Annotated in this window: 25 protein-coding genes and 1 tRNA gene; 9 read left to right on the top strand and 17 right to left on the bottom strand. The window is 70.7% G+C overall.

The window, feature by feature from the left end; all coding sequences use genetic code 11:
* Positions 1-8: 8 nt before the first annotated feature.
* On the bottom strand, positions 9-986 hold the full coding sequence (locus tag VZQ01_RS11160; protein ID WP_426747810.1) for a hypothetical protein: 978 nt from the start codon (positions 984-986) through the stop codon (positions 9-11).
* A gap of 195 nt (positions 987-1,181) precedes the next feature.
* Here VZQ01_RS11160 and VZQ01_RS11155 point away from each other — a divergent pair, with 195 nt between their 5' ends.
* Positions 1,182-1,844, top strand: a complete 663-nt coding sequence (locus tag VZQ01_RS11155) for a glutathione S-transferase family protein (RefSeq protein WP_426747809.1) — start codon at positions 1,182-1,184, stop codon at positions 1,842-1,844.
* A gap of 87 nt (positions 1,845-1,931) precedes the next feature.
* Positions 1,932-2,948 carry a hypothetical protein gene (locus VZQ01_RS11150; protein ID WP_426747807.1) on the top strand — a complete coding sequence of 339 codons (1,017 nt, stop codon included), beginning with the start codon at positions 1,932-1,934 and terminating at the stop codon, positions 2,946-2,948.
* 13 nt (positions 2,949-2,961) lie between these two features.
* Here the strand turns inward: VZQ01_RS11150 and VZQ01_RS11145 are convergent, their stop codons facing one another.
* Positions 2,962-3,498, bottom strand: coding sequence for an AAA family ATPase (locus tag VZQ01_RS11145; RefSeq protein WP_426747806.1), 537 nt, complete (start codon positions 3,496-3,498; stop codon positions 2,962-2,964).
* 87 nt (positions 3,499-3,585) lie between these two features.
* Between VZQ01_RS11145 and VZQ01_RS11140 the strand changes: the two genes are divergently transcribed.
* A complete protein-coding gene (locus VZQ01_RS11140) occupies positions 3,586-3,927 on the top strand; it encodes a zinc ribbon domain-containing protein YjdM (protein ID WP_223747788.1) in 342 nt (113 codons plus the stop codon).
* A 115-nt stretch (positions 3,928-4,042) separates the two neighbouring features.
* Here the strand turns inward: VZQ01_RS11140 and VZQ01_RS11135 are convergent.
* The 7 genes from VZQ01_RS11135 to VZQ01_RS11105 form a co-directional block, all read right to left on the bottom strand.
* Positions 4,043-4,113: transfer RNA gene (locus tag VZQ01_RS11135), tRNA-Gly, on the bottom strand.
* Between the two features lie 84 nt (positions 4,114-4,197).
* Positions 4,198-4,779, bottom strand: coding sequence for a HesA/MoeB/ThiF family protein (locus VZQ01_RS11130; RefSeq protein WP_426747805.1), 582 nt, complete (start codon positions 4,777-4,779; stop codon positions 4,198-4,200).
* Between the two features lie 9 nt (positions 4,780-4,788).
* The gene (locus VZQ01_RS11125) at positions 4,789-5,037 is read right to left on the bottom strand and encodes a hypothetical protein (protein WP_046711652.1); all 249 of its coding nucleotides are present in this window, start codon (positions 5,035-5,037) and stop codon (positions 4,789-4,791) included.
* A gap of 190 nt (positions 5,038-5,227) precedes the next feature.
* Entirely contained in the window at positions 5,228-6,529 is a 1,302-nt protein-coding gene (locus tag VZQ01_RS11120; protein ID WP_426747804.1) for a S8 family peptidase, read from the bottom strand.
* Positions 6,530-6,668: 139 nt separating this feature from the next.
* Positions 6,669-7,754 carry a hypothetical protein gene (locus tag VZQ01_RS11115; RefSeq protein ID WP_426747803.1) on the bottom strand — a complete coding sequence of 362 codons (1,086 nt, stop codon included), beginning with the start codon at positions 7,752-7,754 and terminating at the stop codon, positions 6,669-6,671.
* 105 nt (positions 7,755-7,859) lie between these two features.
* Positions 7,860-9,170 carry a hypothetical protein gene (locus tag VZQ01_RS11110; RefSeq protein ID WP_408891515.1) on the bottom strand — a complete coding sequence of 437 codons (1,311 nt, stop codon included), beginning with the start codon at positions 9,168-9,170 and terminating at the stop codon, positions 7,860-7,862.
* A gap of 82 nt (positions 9,171-9,252) precedes the next feature.
* A complete protein-coding gene (locus VZQ01_RS11105) occupies positions 9,253-10,284 on the bottom strand; it encodes a hypothetical protein (RefSeq protein WP_408891514.1) in 1,032 nt (343 codons plus the stop codon).
* Positions 10,285-10,583: 299 nt separating this feature from the next.
* Between VZQ01_RS11105 and nfi the strand changes: the two genes are divergently transcribed.
* The 3 genes from nfi to VZQ01_RS11090 all read left to right on the top strand — a co-directional run bounded on the left by nfi (position 10,584) and on the right by VZQ01_RS11090 (position 14,423).
* Positions 10,584-11,285, top strand: coding sequence for a deoxyribonuclease V (nfi, locus tag VZQ01_RS11100; RefSeq protein WP_426747802.1), 702 nt, complete (start codon positions 10,584-10,586; stop codon positions 11,283-11,285).
* A gap of 184 nt (positions 11,286-11,469) precedes the next feature.
* Complete coding sequence (locus VZQ01_RS11095) at positions 11,470-13,812, top strand: GMC family oxidoreductase N-terminal domain-containing protein (protein ID WP_267697586.1); 2,343 nt, start codon at positions 11,470-11,472, stop codon at positions 13,810-13,812.
* Positions 13,813-13,916: 104 nt separating this feature from the next.
* On the top strand, positions 13,917-14,423 hold the full coding sequence (locus VZQ01_RS11090; protein WP_426747801.1) for a DUF2267 domain-containing protein: 507 nt from the start codon (positions 13,917-13,919) through the stop codon (positions 14,421-14,423).
* A 2-nt stretch (positions 14,424-14,425) separates the two neighbouring features.
* On the opposite strand, the gene VZQ01_RS11085 is transcribed toward VZQ01_RS11090, so the two are convergent.
* From VZQ01_RS11085 to VZQ01_RS11070, 4 genes are all read right to left on the bottom strand, one after another.
* A complete protein-coding gene (locus tag VZQ01_RS11085) occupies positions 14,426-14,797 on the bottom strand; it encodes a Mov34/MPN/PAD-1 family protein (RefSeq protein WP_223747796.1) in 372 nt (123 codons plus the stop codon).
* Between the two features lie 21 nt (positions 14,798-14,818).
* Positions 14,819-15,826, bottom strand: a complete 1,008-nt coding sequence (locus tag VZQ01_RS11080; RefSeq protein ID WP_426747800.1) for a hypothetical protein — start codon at positions 15,824-15,826, stop codon at positions 14,819-14,821.
* 32 nt (positions 15,827-15,858) lie between these two features.
* The gene (locus VZQ01_RS11075; protein ID WP_223747798.1) at positions 15,859-17,622 is read right to left on the bottom strand and encodes a vWA domain-containing protein; all 1,764 of its coding nucleotides are present in this window, start codon (positions 17,620-17,622) and stop codon (positions 15,859-15,861) included.
* Between the two features lie 332 nt (positions 17,623-17,954).
* Entirely contained in the window at positions 17,955-18,662 is a 708-nt protein-coding gene (locus VZQ01_RS11070) for a metallophosphoesterase (RefSeq protein WP_223747799.1), read from the bottom strand.
* 319 nt (positions 18,663-18,981) lie between these two features.
* Between VZQ01_RS11070 and VZQ01_RS11065 the strand changes: the two genes are divergently transcribed.
* Together VZQ01_RS11065 and VZQ01_RS11060 are read left to right on the top strand one after the other, a co-directional pair.
* Complete coding sequence (locus VZQ01_RS11065; RefSeq protein WP_046711661.1) at positions 18,982-19,653, top strand: RNA polymerase sigma factor; 672 nt, start codon at positions 18,982-18,984, stop codon at positions 19,651-19,653.
* A 46-nt stretch (positions 19,654-19,699) separates the two neighbouring features.
* Positions 19,700-20,887 carry a hypothetical protein gene (locus VZQ01_RS11060; protein ID WP_223784479.1) on the top strand — a complete coding sequence of 396 codons (1,188 nt, stop codon included), beginning with the start codon at positions 19,700-19,702 and terminating at the stop codon, positions 20,885-20,887.
* A 68-nt stretch (positions 20,888-20,955) separates the two neighbouring features.
* Here the strand turns inward: VZQ01_RS11060 and VZQ01_RS11055 are convergent, their stop codons facing one another.
* From VZQ01_RS11055 to VZQ01_RS11040, 4 genes are all read right to left on the bottom strand, one after another.
* Positions 20,956-22,122, bottom strand: coding sequence for an AraC family transcriptional regulator (locus VZQ01_RS11055; protein WP_426747799.1), 1,167 nt, complete (start codon positions 22,120-22,122; stop codon positions 20,956-20,958).
* An 11-nt stretch (positions 22,123-22,133) separates the two neighbouring features.
* On the bottom strand, positions 22,134-22,682 hold the full coding sequence (locus VZQ01_RS11050; protein WP_223784481.1) for a zf-HC2 domain-containing protein: 549 nt from the start codon (positions 22,680-22,682) through the stop codon (positions 22,134-22,136).
* Positions 22,675-23,319: an RNA polymerase sigma factor gene (locus VZQ01_RS11045; RefSeq protein WP_223747803.1), complete on the bottom strand. Its 645-nt coding sequence runs from the start codon at positions 23,317-23,319 to the stop codon at positions 22,675-22,677. Before VZQ01_RS11045 ends, VZQ01_RS11050 begins: the two co-directional genes overlap by 8 nt.
* 123 nt (positions 23,320-23,442) lie before the next feature.
* The gene (locus VZQ01_RS11040; protein ID WP_141326223.1) at positions 23,443-23,928 is read right to left on the bottom strand and encodes a PaaI family thioesterase; all 486 of its coding nucleotides are present in this window, start codon (positions 23,926-23,928) and stop codon (positions 23,443-23,445) included.
* 125 nt (positions 23,929-24,053) lie between these two features.
* Here VZQ01_RS11040 and VZQ01_RS11035 point away from each other — a divergent pair, with 125 nt between their 5' ends.
* Positions 24,054-26,366, top strand: coding sequence for an ATP-dependent helicase (locus VZQ01_RS11035; protein ID WP_426747798.1), 2,313 nt, complete (start codon positions 24,054-24,056; stop codon positions 26,364-26,366).
* Positions 26,367-26,440: the final 74 nt, after the last annotated feature.

Raw genomic sequence — 26,440 nt, 5'->3', positions numbered from 1 at the left:
CGGCGTCCTCACCCCACACGTTCACGAAGCTCGAGCGGCGCGCCCGGGCTCACCGGAGGGTTCGTGGCGTGGATGCGCAAGGGCTGGCCGGGCTCGGCGGTGAGCAGGAAGAGCGCGTCACGGTCCTCGGGGCCCACCCACCACCGGTCGCGTCCGGCGGACGTCACGGACACGGGGCGAGGCCATTCCCCTTCGAGCGTCTCGAGCACCTCGAGCCCGGGCAGGGATACCAGGAGCATCTTGTCCTGGACGAAGAGGGCCGCCCGGCCCGCATCGAGGACACATATTCCAGCCCCACCCCAGGTCAGCTCATCCTCGTCCTCATCGCTGTCACTGCGCGGGAGGGAGCCGAGCAGGGTTCCGTCGAGCGCGAAGTGGAGGAGCCCCGTCAGCCTGTAGTTGACGATGAGCAGGAGGAGGACGCCGTGCGGCGTGGCCAGGGCCCTCCAGAGGTCCTGCTCATGGCCCGGCTCCACCTGGAGTGCTCCTTCCGGCTGAGTCGCGCCCGAGCGGAGCACGTAGACGCGGCCCCGGCCCTTCTCCACGACGGTGATGCCGAAGGGGCTGCTGTCGAGGAGCGCCCCGTCAGGCGACTCCGGAAGCGGGAGCCCCTCGGAGTATCCGTACCCGTGCGTGGCGGACACGGGGGCGGGAAGGGGCATGGGCTCCCACTTCTGCCCGGACCCATCGGTCGTGAAGAGGGTGGTCAGGGCGAGGTTTCCGTCCACCTGCGCTCCGATGAGCCGGTCTCCATCGGTGGTGAGATCGAAGCACTCCCTCGGAAAAGCCTGGGCGGGAGTGCTCGCATCGGCTCCCACGGAGAAGACACGCCCCTCTCCATTCCCCACCCAGACGTCCTTCGTCTCGTCGAGCGCGGCGAGCACCACGGGCGCGGAGGGATGACCCGGCGAGTCCCCTGCCAGCTCCCGGCGAACACCCTCGGTTCCGTGGACGACGATGAGTCGCTGCGGATTGATGTCGAACAACCACGCTCCACGGGACAGGAGACGACGCGTCGGGTGCATGGCCTCGCAGCATACCGTGCGAGCACGCTCCTGCTGCCTCCGTCCACTCGCCTCACTGCGGACGAACCATGGTCATGCCGGACATTTCGCGAAAGAGCGTCGGGACGGTGCCTCGCGGGCCTCGACGGCAGGTGGGTGGAGGCCAATACTGCGAAAATGCTCACGCTCCATGGCTTTGGCCGCGTCAACTCGAAGGTGGTGGGGCTCACGAGGGATCTGCGCGTCCTGTGGGCGCTCGAGGAGCTCGGCGTGCCCTATCGGGTCCACGGCGTGGACCATCCCGCGGGGGAGCTCGGGAGCGAGGAGTTCCGGCGGATGAACCCCTTTGCCCAGGTGCCGGTGCTCGAAGACGAGGGCTTCGTGCTCACCGAATCAGGCGCCATCCTGTTGTACCTCGCGGAGAAGACGGGCCGGTTGATGCCCGCGGACTTCCAAGGCCGCGCCCAGGTGATGCGGTGGTGCTTCGCCGCGCTCAACAGCGTCGAGCCTCCGCTGTTCCAGTTGGTGATGATCGACCTGTTCGGCGCCGCGGACCCCACTGGCGCGCAGCGGCGTCCCGGGGTGGTCCAGTATGCCGAGCGCGTGCTGGGCGCGGTGGAGGCCTGGCTGGAGGGCCGTCCGTATCTCGCTGGCGAGGCGTTCACCGTGGCGGACATCCTGATGGTCACCGTCCTGCGTGAGGTCCGCAACGCGGGCGTGCTGGAGGGCTTTCCGAGGGTCTCCGCCTATCGCGAGCGCTGTGAGCAACGGCCCGCATGGCAGCGGACGCTGGAGGCCTATGAGCAGCGTCTGGGCGTCCCGGCGGGCAGCGCGCGTTAGCTTCGCGCCGCGATTATCATGACGTGAGCACCCTGGCGTGATGCTCCCTCGCGGGGAGCGGACCTGCCGACTGAGCGAGGACAGCCCTTGGAGTCACGACACCTCTCCGCACCCGCCTGGTCGGCATTCAAGTCCTGGCTGCTCAAGCTGACCGGCGTTCCCGTCTCCCGCCTCCGGCTGCTGACAGGAGGCTGTCCCTCGGAGGAGCTGCCCGCGCTCGCGAAGGAGCTCAAGCGCGTACGGGCCGACTTCAAGAAGCGCCCCAACGAAGTCTCGGCCCCCGCGGACGAGGGGCTGCGGAAGGACTACGAGGCGCTCGACGTGCCCTGGTCCGCGTGGAGCGAGGTGGCGAGCGAGGTCCAGCGTGACTTGAAGCGCAACCGCTACGCGCGCTGGACAGGCGTGGATGCGCTCGAGTTCCCCGAGGGGCCTGCCTTCGGCGACCTGGTGACGGTCGTGTTGTTCGGAGGCGTGGAGCAGGCACGCTCCCATCTGCTGCGTCGCGCGTCGCGCTCCGCGGGCTCTCTGGAAGCGCTGTGGTGCCGCTGGCTCGGAGGGGAGCCGCTCGAATCCGAGGCACTGCGCGCGTTCGCGGGCGCACCGGAGCAGCTCGCCGAGCCCCTCTACACGCCGGGTATTGAAGAGGTGCTGCCGCTGTACTTCGTGGAGCCCGACGCCGTGCGCGCTGAACGAGCGCTGGAGGTCGTCGCAGGCAAGCTGGGGCAACCACTGTTGGACTTCCTTCGCTCCCTGCTCGGCCTCTGGAGGAAGGAGACTTCAACGGAGGAGGTGAGGGCGCGCTTCGATGCGTTCGTCGCGTCCGTCCCTCCCTCGAAGGTCGCTCAGCTGTGCGCGCCCGCCTCTCTGTACGGCCGATACGTCGAGGCGCTCCCGGCTCACGCGTTGCTGGAACAGGTGGGCGCGCGTCTCGAGCGCATCGCCGTGCCCGCCAGGGTCGCGGACGTCGTGCCCGTGATGGAGGCGCTCACCGCGGTCGAGGAGTTGGCGGCGATGGGGCTGGGCCTGCGCGTGGAGCAGGTGCCTGGGAAGGTCCTCCTCTCCGCGCAAGATCCGGAGACAACGGGCGGGGACGAGTTCCTGTAGCGCCGACGCGGCCTCAAGGGAGGTTCGCGCGAACGAATCGCACTCGCTCTGGAATCGAGGTCCGGGGAAGAGGAAGCAGCTCGTAGCCGAGGCGTGTGTAGACGTCGACCATCGAGCGATGCGTGGCCTCCGCTTCGACGGAGTCCTGCTTGCGCTCGACATCCTGCTGGAAGATTTCGGGCCAGTGCGGCGCGATGAAGACGCGTCGGTTGTAGCGAAACAGCTCCGCGGCCTTCCAGAGATGGTGAGGCACCGGCAGACCGCAGACTTGCAGATACCCGATGACGTCGGGGATGCCTCGGTCCAGGATGACGGGAACGCCTCTCTCGCGCGCCTCCTGGTGGGAGCGCAGCTCCCAGCCCAGCATCAGCTCGGCGAAGGCCATCCGGTCGGCCCAGGGCAGGGCCGCGCCGCCAATCGCCACCTGTTGCTGGATGATGGCACGCCCCGCCTCGGGCATGTGCGCGAGCCCCTCCGCCGCCAGCGCCTCGATGAGACGGCTCTTTCCGGAGCCCGGGCCCCCGGTGATGACGTGCAGATGAACGGTCACGGTCTTCCTCGGTCGGAGATGATGGAGTGGAGGCCCTTGGCGCGTCGCTCGTGTATATGCCCTCGCGTCTCTCTCCTTGGAATCGACATGAGCGCCTTGCCTGCCTGCCCGAAGTGCAACTCCGCCTATACGTACGAAGACGGTAGCCTCTACGTCTGCCCGGAGTGCGCTCACGAGTGGTCGACAGCCGCCGCGGTCGAGCAGGGGGAGGCGAAGCGCGAGGTGCGTGACGCCTACGGCAACCTGCTGCAGGACGGCGACAGCGTCACCGTCATCAAGGACTTGAAGGTCAAGGGTTCGTCGACGGTGGTCAAGGTCGGCACCAAGGTCCGGAACATTCGCCTCGTCGATGGGGACCACGACATCGACTGCAAGGTCGACGGCATCGGTGCCATGGGGCTCAAGTCGGAGTTCGTGAAGAAGGCGTAGGTATCGCCCATGGGCGATGCCTCTCCATCCATTGACGACGCGGGATTCGCCGTGGAGTCAGAGTCCGCCAGCCTGCTGGTTGGACGACCCCGGTAGGGCTTGTTGCGTGAGGCGAAGCGGGCGACGGGATTCGAACCCGTGTCGACGGTATGGGAAACCGTCATCCTGCCGCTGGACGACACCCGCGTTTCTGCGCTTCCAACGAGCTTGCGGGGAATCTACGGCGGAGCAGTTTCATCCCTGACTCCGCCCTGTCTTCCCCGCGCCTCGTCACATTCCCGCGGTGGGGATGACGGCCGACAGGTTCACCAGCGTGTCGCGTCGGGTGCCGTGCTTGACGAAGTCCTGGATGCAGCGAGCCAGCGTCGCGGCCAGCAATCCCAACAGCGGCAGGTGCGCGCCGCCCTCGCAGGTGGCCTGTCCGGCGGTGTCCTCGGCGTCCGGCGTGAAGCGCTCGTCCCAGCGCACCAGACCGAAGGTGCCATCCGCGCTCACCGCACCGTGCACCAGCGGCTTGCCCGCCTCCCGAGCGAATGCGGAGAGCAGCAGGCGGCTCTCCTGGTTGTCAAAGCAATCCACCAGCAGGTCCGCGCCGCCGCACAGCGCCGCCACGTTGTCGCGGGTGACGCGCACGCCGAAGGACTCCGCCTTCACGCCGTGCAGGTTGAGGAGCTGGAGCTTGAGCGCCTCGGCCTTGTTCTTCCCCACCGAGGGCTTCACGTAGGCCTGCGCGAGCAGGTTCTTGGACTCCACGCGGTCGAAGTCGATGAACACCAGCGTGGCCTCCAGGTTGCGGCACAGCACGGCCGCCTGCGAGCCGATGGCCCCCACGCCACAGAAGACGATGCGCATGACGTCACCTCACCGCGCGCCGAAGGGGACCTTGGGGCGCAGGTAGATGCGCTCGTCGCCCCGGGCGCCGCGGAAGCGGTCCACCATGAAGTGCTGGAACGCGTCCTCGCGCAGGTGCGCCAGGTGCAGGCCGGGCACGCCGCCCGAGCGCACCATCTCCGTGGCGATGCGACGCACGTCGGCGTCGGAGACGGGGCGGTCCAGCTCCACCGGCACGTCCGCGGACATGCCGTCGTAGGTGATGTTCAGCGTGGCCATGGTGGGGCTCCTCGCGGGTCCCTCGTGGGACGCGGGAGCGCGGCCGACGGGGTGGCTCGCGGGACGCGGGTGGGCGCGGCTTCCTGACCGGGCGCGCCCGTGCGCTGGAAAGACGAGGGCCGGACTCCGCCGTGGAGACGGAGCCCGGCCCTCGGGGGCCGCGAGGGGGAGGGTCCTCGCGGCCGGATTCCTACTTCGAACCTTCGCCGCTCACCGTCGTCGGCGAGGGGTCGGGCGGCGTGCTCACCGTGGGGTTGAGCGGCAAGGCGCCGATGAAGCCCGAGTACGCCATGCGGTTGGGCGTGCACTCACCCGCGCTGCGCACCTCGCCCTCGGTGGCGTTCTCGAACAGCGCGCTGGCGACGGCGTCGGGGGTGGCCTGGGGGTTGAGCTCCAGCCAGAGCGCGGCCACGCCCGTCACGTGTGGAGCGGCCATGGAGGTGCCGCTCAGGATGCGCGTCTGGAAGTCGCCGTAGTGCCAGGCGGAGGTGATCTTGTTGCCGGGCGCGAAGACGTCCACGCAGTCGCCGTAGTTGGAGAAGTGGGCGCGCTTGTCGCTCGTGTCCGTGGCGGCCACGGTGATGGCCTCCGGCGCGCGGGCGGGCGAGTGCTTGCACGCATCTCCCGACTCGTTGCCGGCGGCGAGCACGTAGACGACGCCCGACGCGATGGAGCGGCGCACCGCCTCGTCGAGCGCCGGGTCCGTGTCGGTGCCCAGGCTCATGTTGGCCACGGCGGGCGACTTGTGGTTCTTCGTCACCCAGTCCACGCCCGCGATGACGCCGGCCGTGGTGCCGCTGCCATCACAGCCGAGCACCCGGACGGAGTGCACCGTGGCGTTCCTCGCCAGCCCGTAGGAGCTGCCCGCGGCGGTGCCCGCCACGTGCGTGCCGTGGCCATGGCAGTCATTGCCCTTCATGCTGTCGCCGATGGCGTCGAAGCCGACGGAGGCCCGGCCGCCGAACTCCTTGTGGGAGAAGCGCACGCCGGTGTCCAGGATGTACACGTGCACCCCCAGCCCGGTGGCGTTGTACATGTAGAGCTTGTCGAGCGGCAGCTGCCGCTGGTCCACCCGGTCGATGCCCCACGTGGGCTTGGGCTGGCTCTCGCGGATGGACACCACGCCGTTCTCCTGGACGAAGGCCACGGCGGAGTCCTGCGACAGCGCGCGAGCCTGCTCCTCCGTCATCCGCGTGGCGAAGCCGCGCACCGCGTGCTCGTACACGGAGAACGCGGTGCCTCCGTACTTCGTGGTGAGGCCCTGGGTGAGCTGGGCCACGGCGAGCGGCTCCAGGCTGGCCTCGGGCTCCTTGAGCACCACCACGTACTCGCCCGGCACCTTCTTGCTCACCTCGACGAACTTCTCCCGAGGCGGCGCGAGGAGCGCGGCGGTGGCCGTCGCGTCCCTGCAGGTGGGCCGGCTGCTCGAGCAGCCCCCCAACAATGCCAGTCCACCCATGGCCAGCGTCATCGCTGTCGTGCGTCGATTCATGGCTCATCCCCCTGCACTGGGTCTCCCCGAATGATACGGATGGACTTATAAATCGGCTTAATCCTGATTGTGTCCCGAGGGATGAGACAGTCGTCTGTCATTGAACGAAGCGCGGAATGCCGACATGGGGGCGTATTGCCTACCAGGCGCGCGCGGTGGTTCCCCACCAGTAGAGGGAGGCCTCCAGCGGATGCTGATGTGGTTTTTCGAGCATCGGACGGATGCCCATCTCCCGCGCGGTGTTGCGCAGGTCCGCGTGCCAGTCCTGATGCTCCGGGGACAGTCGCGTGGCGGCGATGGCCAGGGCGCTGGCGCCCACGGAGTAGCCGCCCTGGAGCAGGGGACCACTGGCGGAGTCCTCCTTGCCCTTCACGCCGCGAGGCCATTCCCGACAGGCCGCGAAGGGGAGCAGGGCACCTGCTGGGTGGTCACAGTGTCCCTTCACCAGCGCGGAGGTGAAGGTGGCGGCGGAAGGGTGCGCGCCCATGGCCAGGAAGGCGCCCGTCCACGCCAGGGTGGTGCCGCGAGGCAAGGGCTCCACGGGCTTGCCCCGCGCATCGATCTTCGTGGGAAAGCCCGAGGGCAGGGCCGCGAGCGCCACCAGTCGGGCGGTGAGGCGCTCACCCATCGCGAGCGAGGCCGCGTCGCCGCGCAGCCGTCCGTGGAGGAGCAGCCCCGCGGCGGCGGGCGCGCTGTCACACGGCCAGATGGACTTGCCGAAGGAGGGCAGCAGGAGCTGTCGCTCCAGTGCCTCGACCAGCTGGTCGGCCAGCGCGTCGAACAGGGCGGTGCTTTGCGCGTCGGACACGCCCGCGCGCTCCATGCCCGCGAGCATCAACAGGACGTAGCCCCGGTACAGCACGCTGCGCGGAAGCGAGTGTCCCTGGACGACGGTGACGCCGTCCCGCAGGAAGGGCGCGCGGGCCCGTGTGAGGGCGTCGTCGAGGAGCGCCTTCAGTCGCCTGGGAGTCTCGGGCAGGGGGCTCCCCGCGAGGGACCTCTGGACGAGGATGAAGGACAGGTGTCCGTCACACAGGAGCTGCGCCTCCACGAAGCGGCGGCTCGCGTCACCCAGGAGTCGGGGCTCGCAGCCTCGTCCGAGGATTCTCCGCTCCAGTTGCGCCAGGGACGGGGCCGACGGGGCCTCCGTCGGTGGGGTGTCCGTGGGGCCGGCCTCGCTCGTACCGAGCGCGAGCAGGAGCAGTGGCAGGAGCGGGGAGGGCATGCGTCCCACAGGGGAGCATGGTGGCGCCGGGCCGTGGGCGACGGGGTCCTCACCGGTCGCCGAGCCGGTGGGAGTGGTCGCTCCCACCGGCTGGACGGCGTGGCCTCAGGGGCCTTCGCGCTGGACCTTCAAGTCACTGAAGCGGCCTTCACGCTCCAGCCGCCAGAGGTCCTCATCGGTGACGAAGGGTTGGCCGAGCAGCTCGCGCGCGCGTTTGACCTTCGCGAGCAGCACCGGGTCCAACACGGGCGTGCTGTTCTCGCGCGTGGGGCGGGGAGGCGGTCGCATGATGGAGAAGGTCCCCCGCGCGGGATGTCCATCCTCGGTGGTTCCCTCGAGCAGATAGGTGACGTGTGTCACCGAAGCCTCGGCGCGGGTGTCGAGCGCCACGGGGACCTCCACGTCCTGGCCCACGGGGAGCAGGTCCACGCCCAGGCTCACCTCGGCGGTGTCCTCGGGAAGCGGCGGTGCATCGGCCTCCGGGACGAGCGAGCGCAGCGCCGTCACCCGCTCCAGCCGCACCGGACGCTTCCAGCGGTGGGACAGCTGGAAGGTCTGACGGACCACGCCCTGCGCGTCCTCGACGGGGAAGCGCGGCGAGCCCACCGCGAGCACCGTGACGATGCCTTTCTTGGCGAAGTTCTCGAACGTCGTATCGAGGAGCTGGAGCGAGGAGCGTCCCGCCGCCTTCTTCCCGGACGCATCGAACGCCTCCACCTTCACCAGGTGCTGCGAGTACAGCGCCGCGGGCCGCATCGGGTCGGGGCGCAGCGAGTGCGTCACCCGGGGCGCGCTCGTCGTCACGGTGTGACGGTCGTCGAAGGTCCAGACGAACTTCACGGGGGCGAAAGGCGTGGGCGCGGCGCCGGGGCGGGGGCGCTCCAGGATGCGCGCGAGGAACTCGAACTCCTCCTCCGTGTTGGGCGCGCGTCGGGAGAAGATGTCCACCTGTCGCTCCGGCTCACAGTCCTTCACCGTGTACCGGGGCACGCGCGCCTGGGTGGCGACGTTGTCCTTGCCGAACACCGTCACGGTGGGCAGCTCGTACGTCCCATCCGCCATCCGCCAGACCCGCAGGGGCACGCGCATGCCGCTGCCCGCGCCGATGGTGGCGTGCAGGTGGGTGTCGTCTCCGTCCGGCGAGTGGGCGCGGACGCTGATGAGGTTGTCCTCGCCGGAGCAGACCTCCCGCTTCTCCACCGTCACCTCGTCGATGAGGGGCGCGGGGACGCGAGGCGCGGCGGCGGGCCTCCGCGCGTGCTCGGTGCGCGAGGGCAACACCGCGGTGGTCCGCACCTCGGCGCGCGTGGGCGTGCCGTCGAGGGCGGGAGAGGGCTCGGGGCCGGGAGGTGTGTCCGGCTCGTTCGAGCGCAGCAGCACACCCGCCATCACCGCCGCGATTCCCAGTCCGAGCATGAACGTCCTGTGTCTGCGCCACCATGAGGGTTGCGTGGGAGTCATCCAGGGCTCCTTGTGGATTCGAGCGACGCGTGAGGGCTCACTGCCAGCAGCCGTAGACGTTGCCGCCGGAGTTCCACTGGAGCTGATGGGAGTAGTCGCTGGCCCACAGCGTGACGTTGGACGGGTGTACGCCCCAGCCGCCGATGCGGTCCGGGCTGATGGAGGTGGCGGTGGCGTTGGGGTCGTCGCGCACCTCCCGCCAGATGACGCTGGTGCTGGTGTCGCAGCGGTTGGCGGACATGCAGTTGGCCACCTGGTTGCCGGCGTTGGTGCACACGTTCCAGAAGACGGGGCAGATGACGCTCAGCGCGACGTTCTCGAACCAGCCCAGCGACTCCTTGCACTGGCCATGCACGCCCCAGTGGACGGAGTTGGCCGCGTTGGCGGTGACCTCGTGCGGGTACGTGTACGGGGAGACGGCGCCCTTGCCCGCGTAGACGTGCGCGTAGGCGAGGAAGGTGGAGCACACCATGCCGTTGTTGGCCGCGTTGCCCGGAATCTCGTGCGCCGCCTCCAGGTCCCGGTACTGGAACAGCGAGTAGGGCACGCGTGAGCCGTTCCACAGCGGCCGGTCGATGCGCTGGCTTCCATCGACGCGCGAGACGTCGCTGACGTACGGGTGGTTGAACCAGAGGCTGTTCGCGATGCGGGCCGCGCCCGCGGGGTCACCCAGCTGCCACGCCGTCCAGTCCGGCCCGTGGCCGTTCGCATCGTAGAGGTAGTGGTAGATGCCGCCCTGGTTCACCTGCTCCAGGCCCGGGTAGCCGTACTGGAGCTGCGACGCGACGAGCGGTGTTCCACAGACGGTGGGCCAGTTGTTCTGGGCCGGGTCCTTCATGGTGGCGTGGGTGACGCCGCCGGTGGGGCCGTGGGAGAGCATGGAGTGCGTACGGAACTCGCCAATCGCATCAATGACGTTGCGGATGGGCCCGTCGTTGCTGCGGCTGAACACCACCGCGCCGTTGGGGGCGTTCCACCCGGCGGCGGTGTAGCCACACTCCGAAGCGGCGGCGGGAAGCGATGCTCCCAGCGCGGATACCGCGAGACAGCCTGCGAGGACTCGACGCATCAGATACTCCCGGACATGCGACGCTCCCGTGGGCCGGCCCTCTGGTGTCCCAGGCGCGGCGCGAAGCAGAGGTCCGTGGGAGCGGCTTCACCGATGCCTGGGAGGCTGCACGGTAGGCACGGCGGCCGTGCATTCCAGGCTGGACCTGGAGGGCAGTGCGACGGGGGACAGGGGCTCGCCCCGGGAGTCGGTGGGAGCGTTGGTTGGTCCACGCCCAGGACGTCTTCGGGTGACCTCCCGGGTTGCGGTCGCGGTGCGGGGACGCATCCTCGGGGCAGGCGAGAGGAGGAGTGTCACACATGAAACTGTCAGCTCGGATGCATCGCTGGGACGTCACGCCGACGGAGGCCGTGGCGCTCCAGCGCGAGCTCCGGGAGCGGGTGGTGCTCGAGCCCCCGCCGGGCCTGAGGGTGGAGCGTGTCGCGGGCGCGGACGTGTCCACGGAGAAGGGGCGGGACACGGGCTTCGGCGGAGTCGTGGTGCTGGACGCCGGCGCGCTCGTGCCCGTGGCCCAGGCGGGTTCGGCGGTGACCCTCGGGTTTCCGTATGTGCCGGGGCTGCTCTCGTTCCGGGAGCTGCCGGTGGTCGCCGTCGCGTGGGAGCGGCTCTCGATGCGGCCCGACGTCCTCATCTTCGACGGGCACGGCATCGCCCATCCGCGACGGCTGGGCATCGCGAGCCACGGTGGGCTCCTGTTCGGCATCCCCTCCATCGGGTGCGCCAAGTCCCTGCTCGTCGGCACGCACGGCAAGCTTGCGGACGCGCGTGGCTCCACGTCGCCCATCATCCACAAGGGCGAGGTGGTGGGCATGGCGGTCCGCACGCGCAAGTCGGTGCAGCCCGTGTACGTCTCGCCGGGGCACCTGATGGACCTGCCCACGGCGGTGGAGCTGGTCCTGCGGGCGAGCCCGAAGTACCGCGAGCCGGAGACGACGCGTCACGCGCACCGGATGGTGAACGCGCTGCGCCGCGCGGACGGCGAGGCCGCGGAGCTGGAGTGAGACGACCTCCCTGGATTTGACCGACGGCCCGACGACCTCTATGTCCAGAGTCCTCGAGATGGGGACGGTACCGGGCGCGAGCACGGCCCGGGCAGACGTGTCCCCGGCCACCTGACGCGAAGAGGGCGTGGGCGCTCTCGTGAGGGTGGCGCAGCGAAGGTGGGGGTCGCCCGTGGGAGCGTCGATGCGGAGGTTGTCATCCCGGTGGAGTGAGCTGGCGTCGCATTACCCCGTCGTCGTGGTGGGGTCGGGGTATGGCGGCGCCATCACCGCCAGCCGGCTCGCCAGGGCGGGGCGCCAGGTGTGCGTGCTGGAGCGGGGCCGCGAGCTGCAGCCGGGGGACTACCCGCGCACGGAGGCGGACTTCGCCCAGGAACTCCAGGTCCACATGGAGGCGGAGAGCAACGTCGACCTGGGCCGCGCCACCGCCCTGTTCGAACTGCACCGGGGCGGCGACGTGGCGGTGGTGTCGGGGTGTGGGCTGGGCGGAACGTCGCTCATCAACGCGGGCGTGACGCTGCGGCCGGACCCTCGCGTGCTCCAGGATTCACGCTGGCCGGAGGCGTTCCGTGAGGACGTGCCCGGGCTCCTGGAGGATGGCTTCACGTGGGCCGAGCGCATGCTGCGGCCCACGCCCTATCCGGAGTCCTCGCCGCGCCTGGCCTCGCTGGCGGCCATGGAGCGCGCGGCCCGTCGCATGGGCGGCACCTTCAAGCGCCCCCCGCTGGCGGTCTCCTTCGAGGAGCAGGTGAACGACGCCGGCGTGAAGCAGGGCGCGTGCACGCTGTGCGGGGACTGCCTCACCGGCTGCAACCAGGGCGCGAAGAACTCCGTGCTGATGAACTACCTGCCGGACGCGCATCGCCACGGCGCGAAGGTCTTCACCGAGGTGTCCGTGCGCTACCTGGCGCGCGACGGGAATCGCTGGCGCATCTACTACCGGCCGATGAACACCGGTCGCGAGCGCTTCGAGGCGCCGGACCTGTGGCTGACGGCGGACCTGGTGGTGCTCGCGGCGGGCACCATGGGCACGGCGGAGATCCTGATGCGCTCGCGCGCGCTGGGGCTGTCGCTGTCGAAGCAGCTGGGCCAGCGCTTCAGCGCCAACGGGGACGTGATGGCCTTCGGCTACAACACGGACGTGCCCGTCAACGGCGTGGGCCACGGCGTGAATCCGCCGGAGGGCCGCGAGCCGGTGGGCCCCACCATCAGCGGCATCATCGACGAGCGCGCGACGGCCCGGCAGGAGGACGGCATGGTCATCGAGAACGGGGCCATGCCGGGCGCGTTCGGCAAGCCGATGCTGGCGCTGCTGTCCGCCGCGGCCGCGGTGGGCGGCGAGGACATGGACTCGGGGCTGAAGGACAAGCTGGAGGAGCTGGCCCGGGTGGCGGACAGCGCGGTGCGCGGCCCGTACCACGGGGCCATGCGCAACACGCAGACCTTCCTCGTGATGTCCCACGACGCGGGCGTGGGCGAGCTGCGCATGGAAGGGGACCGGGTGCGGGTGCACTGGCCGGACGTGGGCACGCAGCCGGAGCTCGCGCGCGTGGACCAGCGGCTGCGCGAGGCCACCGCGGCCCTGGGCGGCACCTTCGTGCGCAACCCGCTGTGGAACCGGCTCACCGGACACGAGGTCCTGTGCACCCATCCGCTCGGAGGCTGCGTCATGGCGGAGCACGCGGGCGCGGGCGTGGTGGACCACGAGGGGCGCGTCTTCTCCCGTCATGAGGGGAGCGAGGTCCACGAGGGGCTCTACGTCAGCGACGGCTCGGTGATTCCGAGGCCCCTGGGGACCAACCCGCTGTTCACCATCTCCGCGGTGGCCGAGCGCTCCGTCGCGCTGCTGGCGCGTCGGCGAGGCTGGCACATCGACTACACGCCCGCGCTGGAGGCACCCGCGGCCGACGCGCGGACGCCGGTGGGCGTGCGCTTCTCCGAGACGATGTACGGCCACGTGTCCGGCGCGGTGCATGAGCATGAGCTCGTCGCGGGAGACCCGAAGCGCGAGGGCGCCACGCGTCTGCGCTTCGTCGTCACGGTGGAGACGCGAGACCTGGAGCGCACGCTCGAGGACCGGCTGCACCCGCTGGCGCTCTCCGGTATGGTGGAGGCCCTGGCGTTGTCGCCCCGGCCGCTCGTCGTGGAGGGGGGCGAGCTGCACCTGATGACCCAGGAGGGCGCACGTCCTGGCGGGCGGCGGATGCGCTACCTGCTGCCGCTCGTCGCCGAGTCGGGTGAGCGCTTCTTCCTGGATGGGTACAAGGACGTCCACGACGATGCGGGCTTCGACCTGTGGGCCGACACCACGCGGCTGCTCGTGTCCGTGTACCGGGGCATGGACATCTCGGGCCCCTGCGTCGCGCGCGGCGTGCTGTCACTGGACCCGGCGGACTTCGCGAAGCAGCTCTCCACGTTGCGCGTGCTCGGCGCACGGGACGCGGTGGGCCAGTGGCAGACGCTGCTGCGCTTCGGCCGCTTCTTCTTCGGCGCGCTCTACGACACCTATGTGAAGAAGGCCGCGTAGCGGGCGGGGAGCCGGCGGCCTGTTCCGCCGTGCCAGCGGGTGGTGCTCCTCCCGTGCGCCGTGGGCAACCTGACCCCACGAAGGCACTCTGGGAGGACACGGCCATGGCGGACAAGCGGGAGCGCGAAGGGCAGGAGTCTTCTTCGACGGACGGCTCGAACGAGCGAGGCGGTCTGCCCATCGAGGCCCGCCGCGCCCGTCGGAAGGAGGCGCACGCGAGCCAGCACTACGCGGCCTTCCTGAAGCACCTGTGCGAGCGGGGCGGCATGTCGCCCTCGGTGGCCGAGAAGGCCGCGGTGTCCGTGCTCTGCGCGGTGGAGCAGCGCATCACCCAGGGCGAGACGCAGGACCTGGAGGCCCAGCTCCCCAACAAGCTGACGCTGCTGCTGCACCGCTGCGAGCGCCACGAGGACGAGCTGCCCAAGGGCTTCGGCCGCGAGGAGCTGCTCGCGCGCGTGGGCGAGGACCTGGCGCTCAACCCGGAGGCCGTGGAGCCCGTGGTCCGCGCGGTGCTCAACTCCGTGCGGGCGCAGATTTCCGAGGGCGAGGCCGAGGACGTCATGGACCAGCTCCCCGAGGACATCAGGGAGCTGTGGCGCCGTCCGAGCTGACGTCAGGCCCGCGCCATCGGCGTGTAACGCATGCCGGAGATTTCGCGCAGGGGGCCCGTCCACCAGGGCTCCTCGGACACCCAGACGTCGCGGCCGTCCTCGCGGGCCACCATGCCGCCGGGGGCCACGACGGAGAAGCGGGGGGCGCGTCCGAGCGCCTCGGTCAACGCGGCCATCGTCGTCTCGTCCTCCTCGGAGAAGCCGAGTGGACCCTCGGGGTGGCTGTGCGTCACCTCCACCAGCTCCTCACGCCAGTACCAGATGGCCTCCCAGCGCGCGCGGGAGTCAGGCAGCAGCACGGGGCTGTCGGAGGCCTCGCACCACAGCACCTCCTCGTCCCGTCCGATGAGCAGGCACACCTCATGCGACGACATGGTTCCTCCTCTCTTCCCGTGTCACGCGTGCCGGGTGATGACCAGCACGTCCGTGTCGATGGCCTCGCGGATGACCGAGGGCAGGCTCTCCAGCGTCACCTCGCTGTCCGCGCCCGCCAGGCACACGCCCGCGTCCAGCACCTGGAGCGTGCGCGCGTCCACGATGGAGACGAACCGCTCCCCCATGAAGCTGAACGTCACCTCCAACTGGTTCCCCGCCATGCGACGATGATGAAGCAGCCGCGCTCCCGCGCCCCGCAGCGCCACCTCCGCGCGGGAGTGGTCTCCCACTGGCGAGCCCCGGTCTCGTGACATGTCGCCCGACAGCACCCGTCGACGGGCTTCCTGGGCCAGCTCGGACGCGCGGACCGTCTGCGCGTCGAGCCACGCTCGCTGCTGCTCGGCCACGCGCCGCGCCTCGAGCGCTCGCTGGTGGACCCGCCGCTCCTCCGCGAGGGCGCGCAGGCACGACTCCGCCTCCGGACGGCCCAACTCGGCCACCCTCAGCACCCGCCCTCGCGTCTCCGCGGGGGCGAAGCGGATGTCCAATGTCCTCGACGCGGCCTCCAGCAGCGCATAGCCGAACGCCGCGCGCAGCGGAGCGCTCACGCCCTTCACCGACGCGAGCGGCTGTCCCTCCTCCAAGGCCCGACGCGCGGCGTCCTCCGCCTCGCCCTCGAACTCCACGCCGTCGAACAGCAGCGCGCCGTCGTGCCAGCGCCGCGCGCTCACGGGCGCGAGCGGTGACGGCTCATCCTCCGGCATCAGCTCCAGGGGCCGTGCCACCGCGCCCTCGAGCACCAGGCGCGCTCCCCAGACATGGCCGCGCACCCGTGGCAGCGCCTCCAGGCCCTCGGGTCCGGCGGGCTCACGGGCGGTGGCCTCGCGCCCCTTCAACTCGAAGCGCCACCACCCCGGGGCCACGGGGGTGGTGACACGGAGGCGTCGCGTGGCGGTGTCCACGGTGCCGCCGCCCAGATACGGCAGCACCGCCGACTCCACCTTCCCGAGCAACTTCCGGTAGTCCACGACGCCTCCTTGCCTTCACCGCGACTTCGAGCTCACGCCACCTTCAACAGCGGCGTACGCATCACCCGCTCGACCCAGCCGGACTGGCTGGCACCGGGCAGCGTCGGCGCGTCCAGCAGCGCCTTGAGCACCCGGGGGACCTGGTAGGGGTCCGCGAACTGGTCCACGTTCACCTCGCTGAAGGGCACCCGCAGCTGGCTCGCGCACGTGCGCACCGTGTTGCCACGGCCACCCGCCACGCTCACCAACAGCGCCATCGCCGCCACCGGGAAGCCGACGTCGCGGAACGCCCGGGCGAACTGGTCGCCCGCCTCGCCCGCCTCGTCGCCCACCACGATGACCACCAGCTTCGCCCCCTCCGGCACCCTCATGCCGTCTCGGTGCAGCGCGTGCACGCCGGCCGCGTGCGTCGTGCCACCCGAGGCCTTCAGCCCCGCGAGCATGTGCTGCACCGCCGTGCGGTTGGAGGCCTTGGGCCGGAGCACGGTGCCCATCGTGTCGAACGCCGCGATGTGCAGCTTCTCCATCGGGAAGCCCGCGAGGATGCGCGCGAGCGCCTCCTTCGAGTTCTCGATGGCCCCGTCCATGGAGCCCGACTTGTCGATGAGGAACATCACCCGCACGTCGGTCTCCGCCGTCGCCTCCGCCACCGCCTGTCGTGCCGCGTTGTCGCTCGCCTCCTCCAGCTTCTGGCGCAGCACCTCGCTGCGCACGTTCTTCGCGATGTTGAGCGCCCGCTGGTCCGTCGCCGTCTGCACGGCCTTCTCCCAGCGCGCGCGCACCGTGGGCTCCGCGAGCAACCCCAGCTCCTCCAACGTGGGCGTCATCAGCCGCAGGTCGCGGTCCGACAACGAGGGCAACAGCGCCGCCATGATGGCCGGCGTCATCCCCACGTCCTTCGGCAGCCGACCCACGACCTCCTTGTAGGAGAGCCGCTCGGAGTCGATCCACTCGCAGATCTCCGCCTCGGACAGCCCGTCGAAGCGCTCGCGCTTGACCAGCGTCAGCCCGCTCAGGCCCACCGTGCGGTGCCCGCCCTCGGCCTGCTTCTGCTTCCAGCCGAGCACCTCGAAGAAGCCCTGCGTGAGCGGCTTGTAGCCCGCCTTGCGCGCAAGCTTCTTCAACGTCTCCTTGTAGCCGGCCTTCATCAGGCCCTGGAGCATCGACAGGTTGGACTCCCGCGCGGCCAGCCACCTGGACGCCACGCGCTTCCAGCGGCCCATGGGCGGCTTGCGCGACGCCGGGTCCCCGAAGCCCGCCTGCCGGTTGAGGCTGGCGATGTCCGGCAGCTCGAGCAGCTCCGCCACCCGCAGCACCGCCTTGGGCGTGAGCATGCGCGTGGACTTGCGCTCGTAGTGCAGCACCATGGCCTCGCCGATGGAGCGGTAGTCGTCGTCGTGGAACGCCACCTGGCCGTCGTCACCGCGCACCGGCTGGCCCGCGTGCTGCTGCACCAGCATGAGCGCGCACGTGGCCACCTTCAGGTCACGCCAGTCCGTCTGCGTCAGCGCGTACGACGCGAAGTGCGCCATCAGCTCCGAGTTGAGCTGGTGGATGTCGAGCAGCTGCCGGTAGAGCTTCACCGCCGCGGGCACGAAGAGGCCCGGCTTGACGGGCTTGCCCACCGCGCGCTGCGCCGGCGTGGCGTGCGCCGCGGCCACCCACGTGCCGCCCACGTCCAGCCCCGGACGGTTGTGCCACAGGTGGGCCGAGCCGCTGAGCACCAGGTCCAGGAGCTTCTCGGCGGGGCCTCGCTGGGACTCGGGCAACAGCTGCGTGTTCGGGTTCGTCGACATGGGGAGTCCCCCTTTCGGGACGTGCGGCGGGTCAGGCGCGGGGCGGACCTCGAGCCCGACAGGGCCCTGGGAGTGCACCGCGCGTGGAGCGCACGGGGGGCGTCAGGTGCACGAGGCACGGCCACCCGCGCGAAGCTGGGAGTGAGGAGGAAGGAAGGTGCGCCCGAGTGACGAGGCCGGTGATGCTGGATTGAATGTCCAGTGTTCTACCGTTGAACTACGGAGCCTGACGGCCCCGGCGGGATTCGAACCCGCACCTCTCATTGCGTGTCTGGCCCTGTCGGCCGGGCGCGAGGCTTTTCAGTCGGAGTCGACGCGTCGGTGACGGGTGCTCACGAGTAGACGCACACGTCGCCATGCACCGGGAACTTCGCCACGTCCTTGCCGCCCCGGTATGTCTTCCGGGCCGGCACCGAGACGAGCTCCCACGTCGGCAGCACCACCGCCGTCAGGGAGCGTCCGTAGACGCACCCCGTGTCGATGCCCACCGCGTGCTCGGTGACGAGCGGCTGGTCGAACACGGTGTGTCCGAAGATGACCCGCTCCGGGCCCTTCCAGTGGTGGGTCCAGAACGTCCACCCCGCCGGTGCCTTGGAGGGCCAGTAGCTCTTCTTCGCGGGCGGCTGGATGCACTGCGCGTGGAGCAGGTGGTACGGGTCCTGCGCCTCCACGGGCAGGCCGGGCATCATCCCGGCGTGGACGACGACGGCGTTGTGCTCGGGCAGCCTCAGGTAGTGGGGCAGCCGGGCCATCCACTCGTAGTGCTCGGGCTCGAGCACCTGCCGGGTCTCCAGGTGGTCGGGATTCAGCCGCTCGGCGGCGCGGTGGCGCTGCTGCAGCGTCGTCTCCTCGTGGTTGCCCAGGATGGCCTCGTGCCGCATGGCCAGCTCCACGCACTCCCGGCGCTTGGGCCCCCGGTCCACCAGGTCCCCCGCGAAGATGACGCGGTCGCTGGAGGTGGCCCCCACCTTGGCGAGCAGCTCCAGGGCCTCGTCGTGGCAGCCGTGGAGGTCTCCGATGACGATGGTGCGGGGGGACATGACTGAGGGTTCCTTGGAAGCGGGAGGGTGGGCAGGCGCCCGGAAGCAATGCGGCCAGGGACGGGGGGCCCCCACGTTCCTGACCGGGAGATTCCCGTTCCCCCTCCCGGACGGCCCCGGGGATCATCCTGTCAGGAAGTCGGCGACCCGGGCGTCGGGCTTCGTGGGTGCCACGACTGTCCGGTCGTCCGGGTGGCCTGGGCACCCCTGCTCCACTCGGAGGCTGCCTGCGGATGCCAACGTGGTACCTTGCCGCGCGACATCCCTGTAATCCCATCTCCCGGGGCGGGTCTCCGGGCACAGCTCCCAGGTCCTTCCGGTGTTCGAGCAGCTCACGGATGACGAATTGTTCGCGGAGGTGGTCCGCCGCCGCGCCACGAACGAGCCCATTGGAGGCCCGCTCGGAGCGTTGGTTCAGCGGTGGAGCCGGCCTGCCCGGTACGTCATCAGCAAGATTCAGGCGAGCTACGGTCGCGGTTCCCCAGCGGACGGCGACGAGCTCTATCAGGACGCGGTCGGCAAGTTCCTCGACCGCGGGCTGGACCAGTTCCGTGGCATCTCCCAGCAGATGCCGGGCCGGAGTGCGTCTCCCAAGACGTTCTTCCTGCGCATCGTCAAGCACGTGGCCATCGACTTCTACCGGCGGCACCGCGAGGAGCTCGCGGCGCCCTCGTCGGACCCCGATGACGTCATGGAAGAGCCGCCTTCCGAGCGGGCTCGCGCTGTCGAGATGGGCAGGAGGACGGAGGAGCGCGCGGACGCCCAGGAGCTGTACTGGGCCGCGTTCGCACGGCTCCAGCAGGAGCACCCCAAGGAGGCCTCGGCATGGGAGCTGTATCACCACGAGGACGTGGAGGATCACGAGGAATGCGCGCGTCGGCTGAACATCACCGTGGTCAATTCCTACAAGCGCGTCAGTCGCGCGCAGGCCTACTTGAAGCTCTACCTGCTGGATCTCCAGCGCGAGTCGCCACGAGGGGAGGAAGCGTGAGCCTCCTTCCCGGCCACACCCCGGGGTATTCAGGAGGAATGAAGTCATGAAGACCGAAGCCATGTCCCGCTCTGCCGCCCGTCGCTCCCAGCTCACCGCCGCGAGTGTCCCCCCAGGAGTCGTCCTCGAAGCCGCCGGAGATTTGTTGAGGCGGGCGACCCAATGGGGGACCGAAGGTGTGGAGGCGGCCCTGCGGGGCCTCGGTCGACCGGAAGTGGAGACCTGGCTTCAGGCGCAGAAACCGCAGGCGCTCCAGCCCGTGCTGTTGAGGGCCGCGGAAGAGGCGATGGAGGTGGCGCTGGACGGGGGTGAGGAGGCCGAGGTGTGGCGCGCCTCGGCGCTGGAGGGACTTGCCGCTCGTGACAGGGCCGCCTCGCAGGCATCTGCCCTCGCCGCCTGGGAGGGCCTGCATGGCGACTTGCAGGGGGATGCGGCGCGAAATCGAGACCGCTTCCTCGAGTCGCTCGGGAACCTGGACGCGCTGCTGCTTCCCCGGGCCCGTTGGTTCATTCCCCTCAACCCCGAGCGTCGCCAGGAGCAAGCGCTCCTCGAGCCCGCGGAGCAGGACAAGGCCTGGTGGTTCGGTGCCCGGGCCGGCTGCGATGACCTGGTGGCGACGTGGACCTCCGGCCCCCAGAGTCCGACCCCCCACATCCAGGGTTGCGCCGAGTGCCGCGCGGACATCGCGGACGCCGCGCCGGTGGATGCGCCTCCCCGTCGTCACCTCACACGGGATGATTTGTGGCGCTTCGACATGGGCCTGATGACGGCCGACGAGCGCGAGCGCGTGGACGCGCACACCGCGCGCTGTGGCGAGTGCGCCCAGGCGGTGCTGGCGCTGGGCGAGGGTGACGACGCGATTGAAGAGGCCCTGGAGATGGACGAGGGCGACGCGGGCGTGGCCCGGGCCGCGCGCTCGTCCCGCGCCCCGGTGTCGCAGCGCCCGTCCTCGGCGCGCCACCCGGAGCAGCGCGAGGTGCTGGAGGAGCGGCGCGACTTCCGCGTGGTGCTGGTGCGCGAGCGTCAGCGCGTGCGGCTCCTGGTGCAGCCCCTGGCGGGCAGGACGGTGACGGCGGCGGTGTTCCTGAGCCCCGGCCGCCCCTCGCTCAGGCCCACGAACGGGCCCGAGGGTTTGTCGTTCGATTTGTCCTCGGCCTCCGCCACCGGCGCTCGCACCGCGCACCTCTCGGTGCAGGCGGGCAATGACACGCTGGAGCGGGACTTCGCCTTCTGAGAGGAAGGCCCCGGCCGTCCCAGGGGCCGCGCGAGCGGCCTCGGGACTCCAAGGGCCCACCGTCACGACTACTGCGGCGGAGCGGTGACGCTCGGTGTGTTGAGCGCCTCGCGGCTGCGGACGGGCGGCTGCGGGATGGGGAAGTTGCGCGGGGGGACGACGCGGCGGAAGCCGTTGTCGAGGAAGCTCAGCACGAGCTGCGCGGTGGGCGGGCGGGTGCTCAGCGCGGCGCCGCACACGTCGACGAGGTCCAGGACGCGCGGACCCTCGGTCGTCACATAGCGGTTGCAGGTGCTGTCCACCGGCGCGTCCTTGTCCCGCTTCAGCTGCCGCGTCAGCCGGCCCCACTTCATGGTGAGCGCGTCCGGGCTGAGCTGGATGCTGACGGGCTCCTCGCCCCAGCTGCCTTCGATGTGCGTGAGCGACGTGCCGGCCTTCACGCGGAGGTCCACCTGCCGCTGGCCGAAGGTGCCCGTCACGGCGATGCCGTGCTCGTAGATCTCCTCGGAGAGGATGCTGACCCAGACGCCGTCGTGGCGCCGCGTGTACGGCTTGGCCGCCGCGATGCGGCCGTTGTTGAACCAGATGTCACCCACGCGGCCCACGGGCAGTTGGTCGTTCTTCGCGACCGGCGTGGGCTCGTCCAGCCCGGCGGGGCCAGTGGAGGCCACCAGCGGGCGCGAGGCGAGCAGGTCCGTCACGGCGACCGACTCGTCCACCACCTCGAAGCGCACGCCGTCCAGCCACGCCTGGCCCGTGCCGCTCATGATGAGGCCAGCCATGATGGTGGTGGCCTCCTTGGGCACGTCCAGCACCACCTCGTGGCGCTTGCAGCCGCGGGTGCCCACGAGCGCGCGCGACTGCATGTTGTCGAAGGCGAGCGGCTGCTTGGGGTCCGGCCCCTCCACGCGCATCCACAGCCCCGCCCAGCCATCCACGTCCTTCACGCGTGTGGCGGCGGAGAAGCGCAGCCGCTTGCCGCGGAAGTCCTGCGCGCCGAAGGCCTGCATGAAGGTGCCGTAGCCCGCCTCGTCGTGGCTCAGCGAGCGCAGGTACGCGCTGCGGCTGCCCTCGCACGGGGCGCTGGTGTCCACGCCCGCCTCGTAGCGCTTGGGGGCGCTCTCGGTGACGTACCAGCCCACCGGCAGCTTCGGCGTGCTGCCCGACAGCTCGGCCAGGGCCGCGGGCGCGGCCAGGGCGAGCAGCAGGGCGGCGAGATTCTTCCGGAAGTCCATGGCGGGCGTCCTCACAGCGACACGGGCTGGCGCGCGCTCAGCGCGCCCTCGGGGAGACCCGTCCGGGCCTCATAGCGGGGGACCTCGGCGATGCCCGAGGGGGTCATGACCAGCAGGCCCCGCTCCGCCGCCTTGCGCGTGCAGAACGCCTGCGTGGCCAGGTCCGGGCAGGCCACCACGTTCGTCGCCGGAAGGTCCTCCTCCAGTCCGAGCGCCAGTGTGGGCGGCAGCACCTCCCCGGGTTCCAGCTCCCGCGACTGCGTGGCCTTGCCCCCGGGCAGCAGCACCAGGGCCAGCGAGGCCGCCAGGGCCGCGATGGCGACGCCCGCGGCCGCGCGGCGCGCGTGCCAGCGCGCGGGACGCGCCACGCGCTCCTCGCGGACGCTCCAGTCCTGGGCGACCTCGTTGAGCTGTTCGGACAGGAGCGCCTCTTCCTGCAGCAGCAGGGCGCAAGGCTCACACTCCAGCGTGTGGGCCTCCAACGCCGCCGCCTTCTCCGGGGCGAGCGCGCCCAGGATGTACTGCTCCGCGGAGTCGCGGGTCAGGTGGGGCTTAAGCATGGGTCTCCTCCTCGAGCGCGGAGCGCAGCTTCTTGCGCACCTCGCACAGGATCTGCCGCACGCGCTGGACGGAGAGTCCGACTTTCGCGGCGACTTCGGCATGGGGTAGCTCCTGGCCGTCACAGGCCAGGAGGAAGACGCTCCGCGCGCTCGGCGACACCTGGGCGAGCGCGGCATGGGCGCGGGACAGTTGTTCCTCGGACAGCAGGCGACGCTCGGCGGACACGGCCGGGTCCACCGGATGCTGACGCTCGGGCAGTTCCTCCACCGCCCCGGAGATGGACTCTCGCCGGGCCCGGCGGGCATCGTCCGCGGCCAGGAAGGCCGCCTGGGTGAGGGCGAGGTTGGGCAGGCGCAGCTCCGTCAGCAGCCCACGCTGCTGTTGTTGGATGAGCCTCGCCCACGTCTCCTGGGCGAGCTCGTGGGCCCGGTCCACCCGGACGCCCCGGGCCAGGAGCGATACCACGACGCGGCGGTGGTGGCGCGCAACCAACGCGTCCCAGGCAGACCGGTCGCCGGCGAGCGCCTTGCGCGCCAGGACCTCCTCGTCCGCCCCGCGCGCCGCCTCCATCGGCTCCTCGGCTTCCCTCGCTAGTCGAACCGTCGTCATCCGCAGGCCCTGCACGGCTGCACTCATGCCGTCTTCCCGTCGCTCTGCTGCGTCTGGGGGCTCTGGCCGCTCCCCGGTCTCCGGGGAACGTACGTCCGTGGCGGACATATCGCCGGGCGCCAGCAGGATGTGCGGAGGAGTGGCCAAAGGTCAGTTCGCGGCGGGGCTTTCCCCCGAGGGCCAGGGGAGGTTGGAGAGGCGGACGACGCCCTGGCACTGGCCGCAGACGCGGTTCTCGCTGTCGTAGACGCGGGCGGTGGCGAACAGCAGGGTGAGGCCCTGGCTGTCGATTTCGGCCTCCACGCGCAGGTGGTCGCCGGTGACGGGGCGCTGGAAGCTCATGGAGAGCTGCACGGTGGCGCATCTCCTGGACGGGTCCACCAGCGCGCCGCTGGTGCCGATGGCGTAGTCGAAGAGGGCGGCGAGGATGCCGCCGTTGACGGCCGCGGCGCTGCCCACGCCGCCGCGGTGTTCGGGCTTGAGCTCGGGGATGGTGACCACCACCTTGCGGCCCTCCGGGAAGGCGACCTGGGCGCCGAAGTGGCGCAGGGTGAGGCTCTGGTTGAACAGCTCGGCGTAGCGGTCCAGCGCGGCCTGGGAGGGCTTCGCCGGGGGGACGGAGGGGGCGTCGGACATGATGTCTGGCCCTATATACCCGAGCCTCGGCGCCCGAGGGACCGGCCGGGCGTGCCAGGGGGTGCGGAAGGACGCCCACCGGACGGTGAAAGACGTTAGAAGCAGGGGCTCCCCCCGAGTCGCCCGTGAACGTCCACGAATCCGCCCTCCTCGAAGACCTGAATGACCCCCAGCGCGAGGCCGTGCTGCACCACGGCGGCCCGCTCCTCGTCCTGTCGGGCGCGGGCAGCGGCAAGACGCGCGTCATCACCCGCCGGGTGGCGTACCTGGTGAAGGTCCACGAGGTGTTCCCCTGGCGCATCCTCGCCGTCACCTTCACCAACAAGGCGGCGCGCGAGATGCGCGAGCGCCTGGTGCAACTGCTGGGGCGTCAGGCGAACGACCTGGTGGTGAGCACGTTCCACTCCTCGGCCGCGATGATTCTGCGCCGGGAGGCGGAGCACGTGGGGCTCACCCGCTCGTTCGTCATCTACGACGACGGCGACCAGCTCAACGTGGTCAAGCGCGCCATGCGCGAGGCGGGGCTGGAGCAGTCCATGCAGCCGCGCGAAATCCTGAGCCGCATCGACCAGGAGAAGAACCAGGCCCGGCTGCCCGAGGACATGGAGGTGGAGCCCGGGGACGAGCGCGGGCTGCTCGTCCAGCGCGTCTACCACGCGTACCAGGAGCGCCTGCGCGCGGCCAACGCGGTGGACTTCGGGGACCTGCTGCTCTTGCTGGTGACGCTCTTCCGCAAGCGGCCGGAGGTGCTGGAGAACTACCGCCGGCGCTTCCACCACGTGCTGGTGGACGAGTTCCAGGACACCAACCCCGTGCAGTACGCGCTGCTCAAGCAGCTGGCGCCGCCGCCCTCGGCGAACCTCGTCGTCGTGGGTGACGACGACCAGTCCATCTACCGGTGGCGCGGCGCGGACGTGGACAACATCCTCAACTTCCCGCGCGAGTACCCTGGCGCCAAGGTGGTGAAGCTCGAGCAGAACTACCGCTCGGACCGCAACATCCTGGACGCGGCCTACGAGGTCATCCGGAAGAACACGCGCCGGATGGAGAAGAAGCTGTGGTCGGACCGGCCCGCGGGCCAGACGCTCCAGCTGATGCTCAACCGCGACGAGCGGATGGAGGCGCAGGAGGTCGCGCGGCAGATTCTCGCGCTCCAGCGGGAGGGCTTCATCAAGTTCTCCAGCATGGCGGTGTTCTACCGCGTCAACGCGCAGAGCCGCGTGCTGGAGGAGGCGCTGCGGCTGGCGCGTGTGCCGTACACGCTGGTGAGCGGGCGCAGCTTCTATGACCGGGCCGAGGTGCGGGATGCGTCCGCGTACCTGCGGCTGATGGTGAACCCGCGCTCGGACGCGGACCTCTTGCGCATCATCAACACGCCGGCGCGCGGCATCGGCGACACCACGGTGGAGCGGGTGGTGGACCACGCGAACACCCGCAACCAGAGCCTCTACGAGGTGCTCGCCGAGCCCGGGCTCATCCCCGCGCTCAACACCACCGCGGTGAAGCGGCTGCGCACCTTCCACGGGCTGTTGGAGTCCCTGCACCGCTACGCGCAGGGGACGACGGACGCGGCGAGCGCGGTGGACGAGATGCTCCGCGAGACGAAGCTGGTGGAGACGCTGGTCGCCGAGGGCAGCGACGAGTCGACGACGCGGGCGGAGAACCTCCGCGAGTTCCTGGGCGCCGCGCAGGAGTTCGACCTGAACCGCGCGGCGGCGGCGGTGGCCGCGGCGTCCGGGCCTCAGGTCGAGGTGCCTCCGGAGGTGGACGCGGCGCCCCTGTCGGCGGACACGCCCCCGCTGCAGGCGTTCCTCGAGCAGATTTCGCTGGTGGGCGACGCGGACGCGGAGGTGGGCGAGGGTCGGGTGGCGCTGATGACGCTGCACGCGGCGAAGGGCCTGGAGTTCGACGCGGTGTTCCTCACGGGCCTGGAGGACGGCGTCTTCCCGCACTCGCGCGCGCTCAAGGGCGAGGACCCGGACAACGGCGAGGAGATGGCCGAGGAGCGGCGGCTCTGCTACGTGGGCTTCACGCGCGCGCGCAAGCGGCTCTTCGTGAGCCTGGCGCAGTGCCGCTCGCTGTTCGGTGAGCTTCGCTACAACCCGCCCAGCCGCTTCCTGCGCGACGTGCCCCCCAAGCTGTTCGGCATCAGCGAGCAGGACATCCCGGAGCCGCCCCGGCCCGCTCCCATGGCGGCGCCGCGCAAGCGGACCTGGGACGAGGACGACGGTCCGCGCATCGACCGCTCCTACTCACAGGCGTCGGACATGGACGGGGTGAGCGGCGACGTGCGCGGCATGCGCGTGCGGCACGAGCAGTTCGGCGTGGGCCGCATCGTCGCCGCGGACGGCACGGGGCCCAACGCGAAGGTGACGGTGGAGTTCGGCGGCGCCGTGGGCCTCAAGCGCGTCATCGCCCGCTTCCTGATGCCAGGGTAGCGGGGTGGGGCAGTCCGCGCCCGAGTGAGGAAGCCATGAGGGTCGACTGCCAGGTTTTTAATCTGGTGCCTTTA

Source organism: Myxococcus faecalis (genome assembly GCF_050039385.1).
Taxonomy (GTDB): Bacteria; Myxococcota; Myxococcia; order Myxococcales; family Myxococcaceae; genus Myxococcus; species Myxococcus fulvus.
Note: the sequence above shows the minus strand (reverse complement) of the source record. Positions and strands in the feature narration are given on the sequence as shown.

Coding starts and splice junctions, on each gene's coding strand:
- VZQ01_RS11155 (WP_426747809.1), top strand. CDS start 1,182: ATGCTCACGCTCCATGGCTTTGGCCGCGTCAACTCGAAGGTGGTGGGG.
- VZQ01_RS11140 (WP_223747788.1), top strand. CDS start 3,586: ATGAGCGCCTTGCCTGCCTGCCCGAAGTGCAACTCCGCCTATACGTAC.
- VZQ01_RS11130 (WP_426747805.1), bottom strand. CDS start 4,779: ATGCGCATCGTCTTCTGTGGCGTGGGGGCCATCGGCTCGCAGGCGGCC.
- VZQ01_RS11125 (WP_046711652.1), bottom strand. CDS start 5,037: ATGGCCACGCTGAACATCACCTACGACGGCATGTCCGCGGACGTGCCG.
- VZQ01_RS11120 (WP_426747804.1), bottom strand. CDS start 6,529: ATGAATCGACGCACGACAGCGATGACGCTGGCCATGGGTGGACTGGCA.
- VZQ01_RS11115 (WP_426747803.1), bottom strand. CDS start 7,754: ATGCCCTCCCCGCTCCTGCCACTGCTCCTGCTCGCGCTCGGTACGAGC.
- VZQ01_RS11110 (WP_408891515.1), bottom strand. CDS start 9,170: ATGCTCGGACTGGGAATCGCGGCGGTGATGGCGGGTGTGCTGCTGCGC.
- VZQ01_RS11105 (WP_408891514.1), bottom strand. CDS start 10,284: ATGCGTCGAGTCCTCGCAGGCTGTCTCGCGGTATCCGCGCTGGGAGCA.
- nfi (WP_426747802.1), top strand. CDS start 10,584: ATGAAACTGTCAGCTCGGATGCATCGCTGGGACGTCACGCCGACGGAG.
- VZQ01_RS11095 (WP_267697586.1), top strand. CDS start 11,470: ATGCGGAGGTTGTCATCCCGGTGGAGTGAGCTGGCGTCGCATTACCCC.
- VZQ01_RS11090 (WP_426747801.1), top strand. CDS start 13,917: ATGGCGGACAAGCGGGAGCGCGAAGGGCAGGAGTCTTCTTCGACGGAC.
- VZQ01_RS11085 (WP_223747796.1), bottom strand. CDS start 14,797: ATGTCGTCGCATGAGGTGTGCCTGCTCATCGGACGGGACGAGGAGGTG.
- VZQ01_RS11075 (WP_223747798.1), bottom strand. CDS start 17,622: ATGTCGACGAACCCGAACACGCAGCTGTTGCCCGAGTCCCAGCGAGGC.
- VZQ01_RS11070 (WP_223747799.1), bottom strand. CDS start 18,662: ATGTCCCCCCGCACCATCGTCATCGGAGACCTCCACGGCTGCCACGAC.
- VZQ01_RS11060 (WP_223784479.1), top strand. CDS start 19,700: ATGAAGACCGAAGCCATGTCCCGCTCTGCCGCCCGTCGCTCCCAGCTC.
- VZQ01_RS11055 (WP_426747799.1), bottom strand. CDS start 22,122: ATGGACTTCCGGAAGAATCTCGCCGCCCTGCTGCTCGCCCTGGCCGCG.
- VZQ01_RS11050 (WP_223784481.1), bottom strand. CDS start 22,682: ATGCTTAAGCCCCACCTGACCCGCGACTCCGCGGAGCAGTACATCCTG.
- VZQ01_RS11045 (WP_223747803.1), bottom strand. CDS start 23,319: ATGAGTGCAGCCGTGCAGGGCCTGCGGATGACGACGGTTCGACTAGCG.
- VZQ01_RS11040 (WP_141326223.1), bottom strand. CDS start 23,928: ATGTCCGACGCCCCCTCCGTCCCCCCGGCGAAGCCCTCCCAGGCCGCG.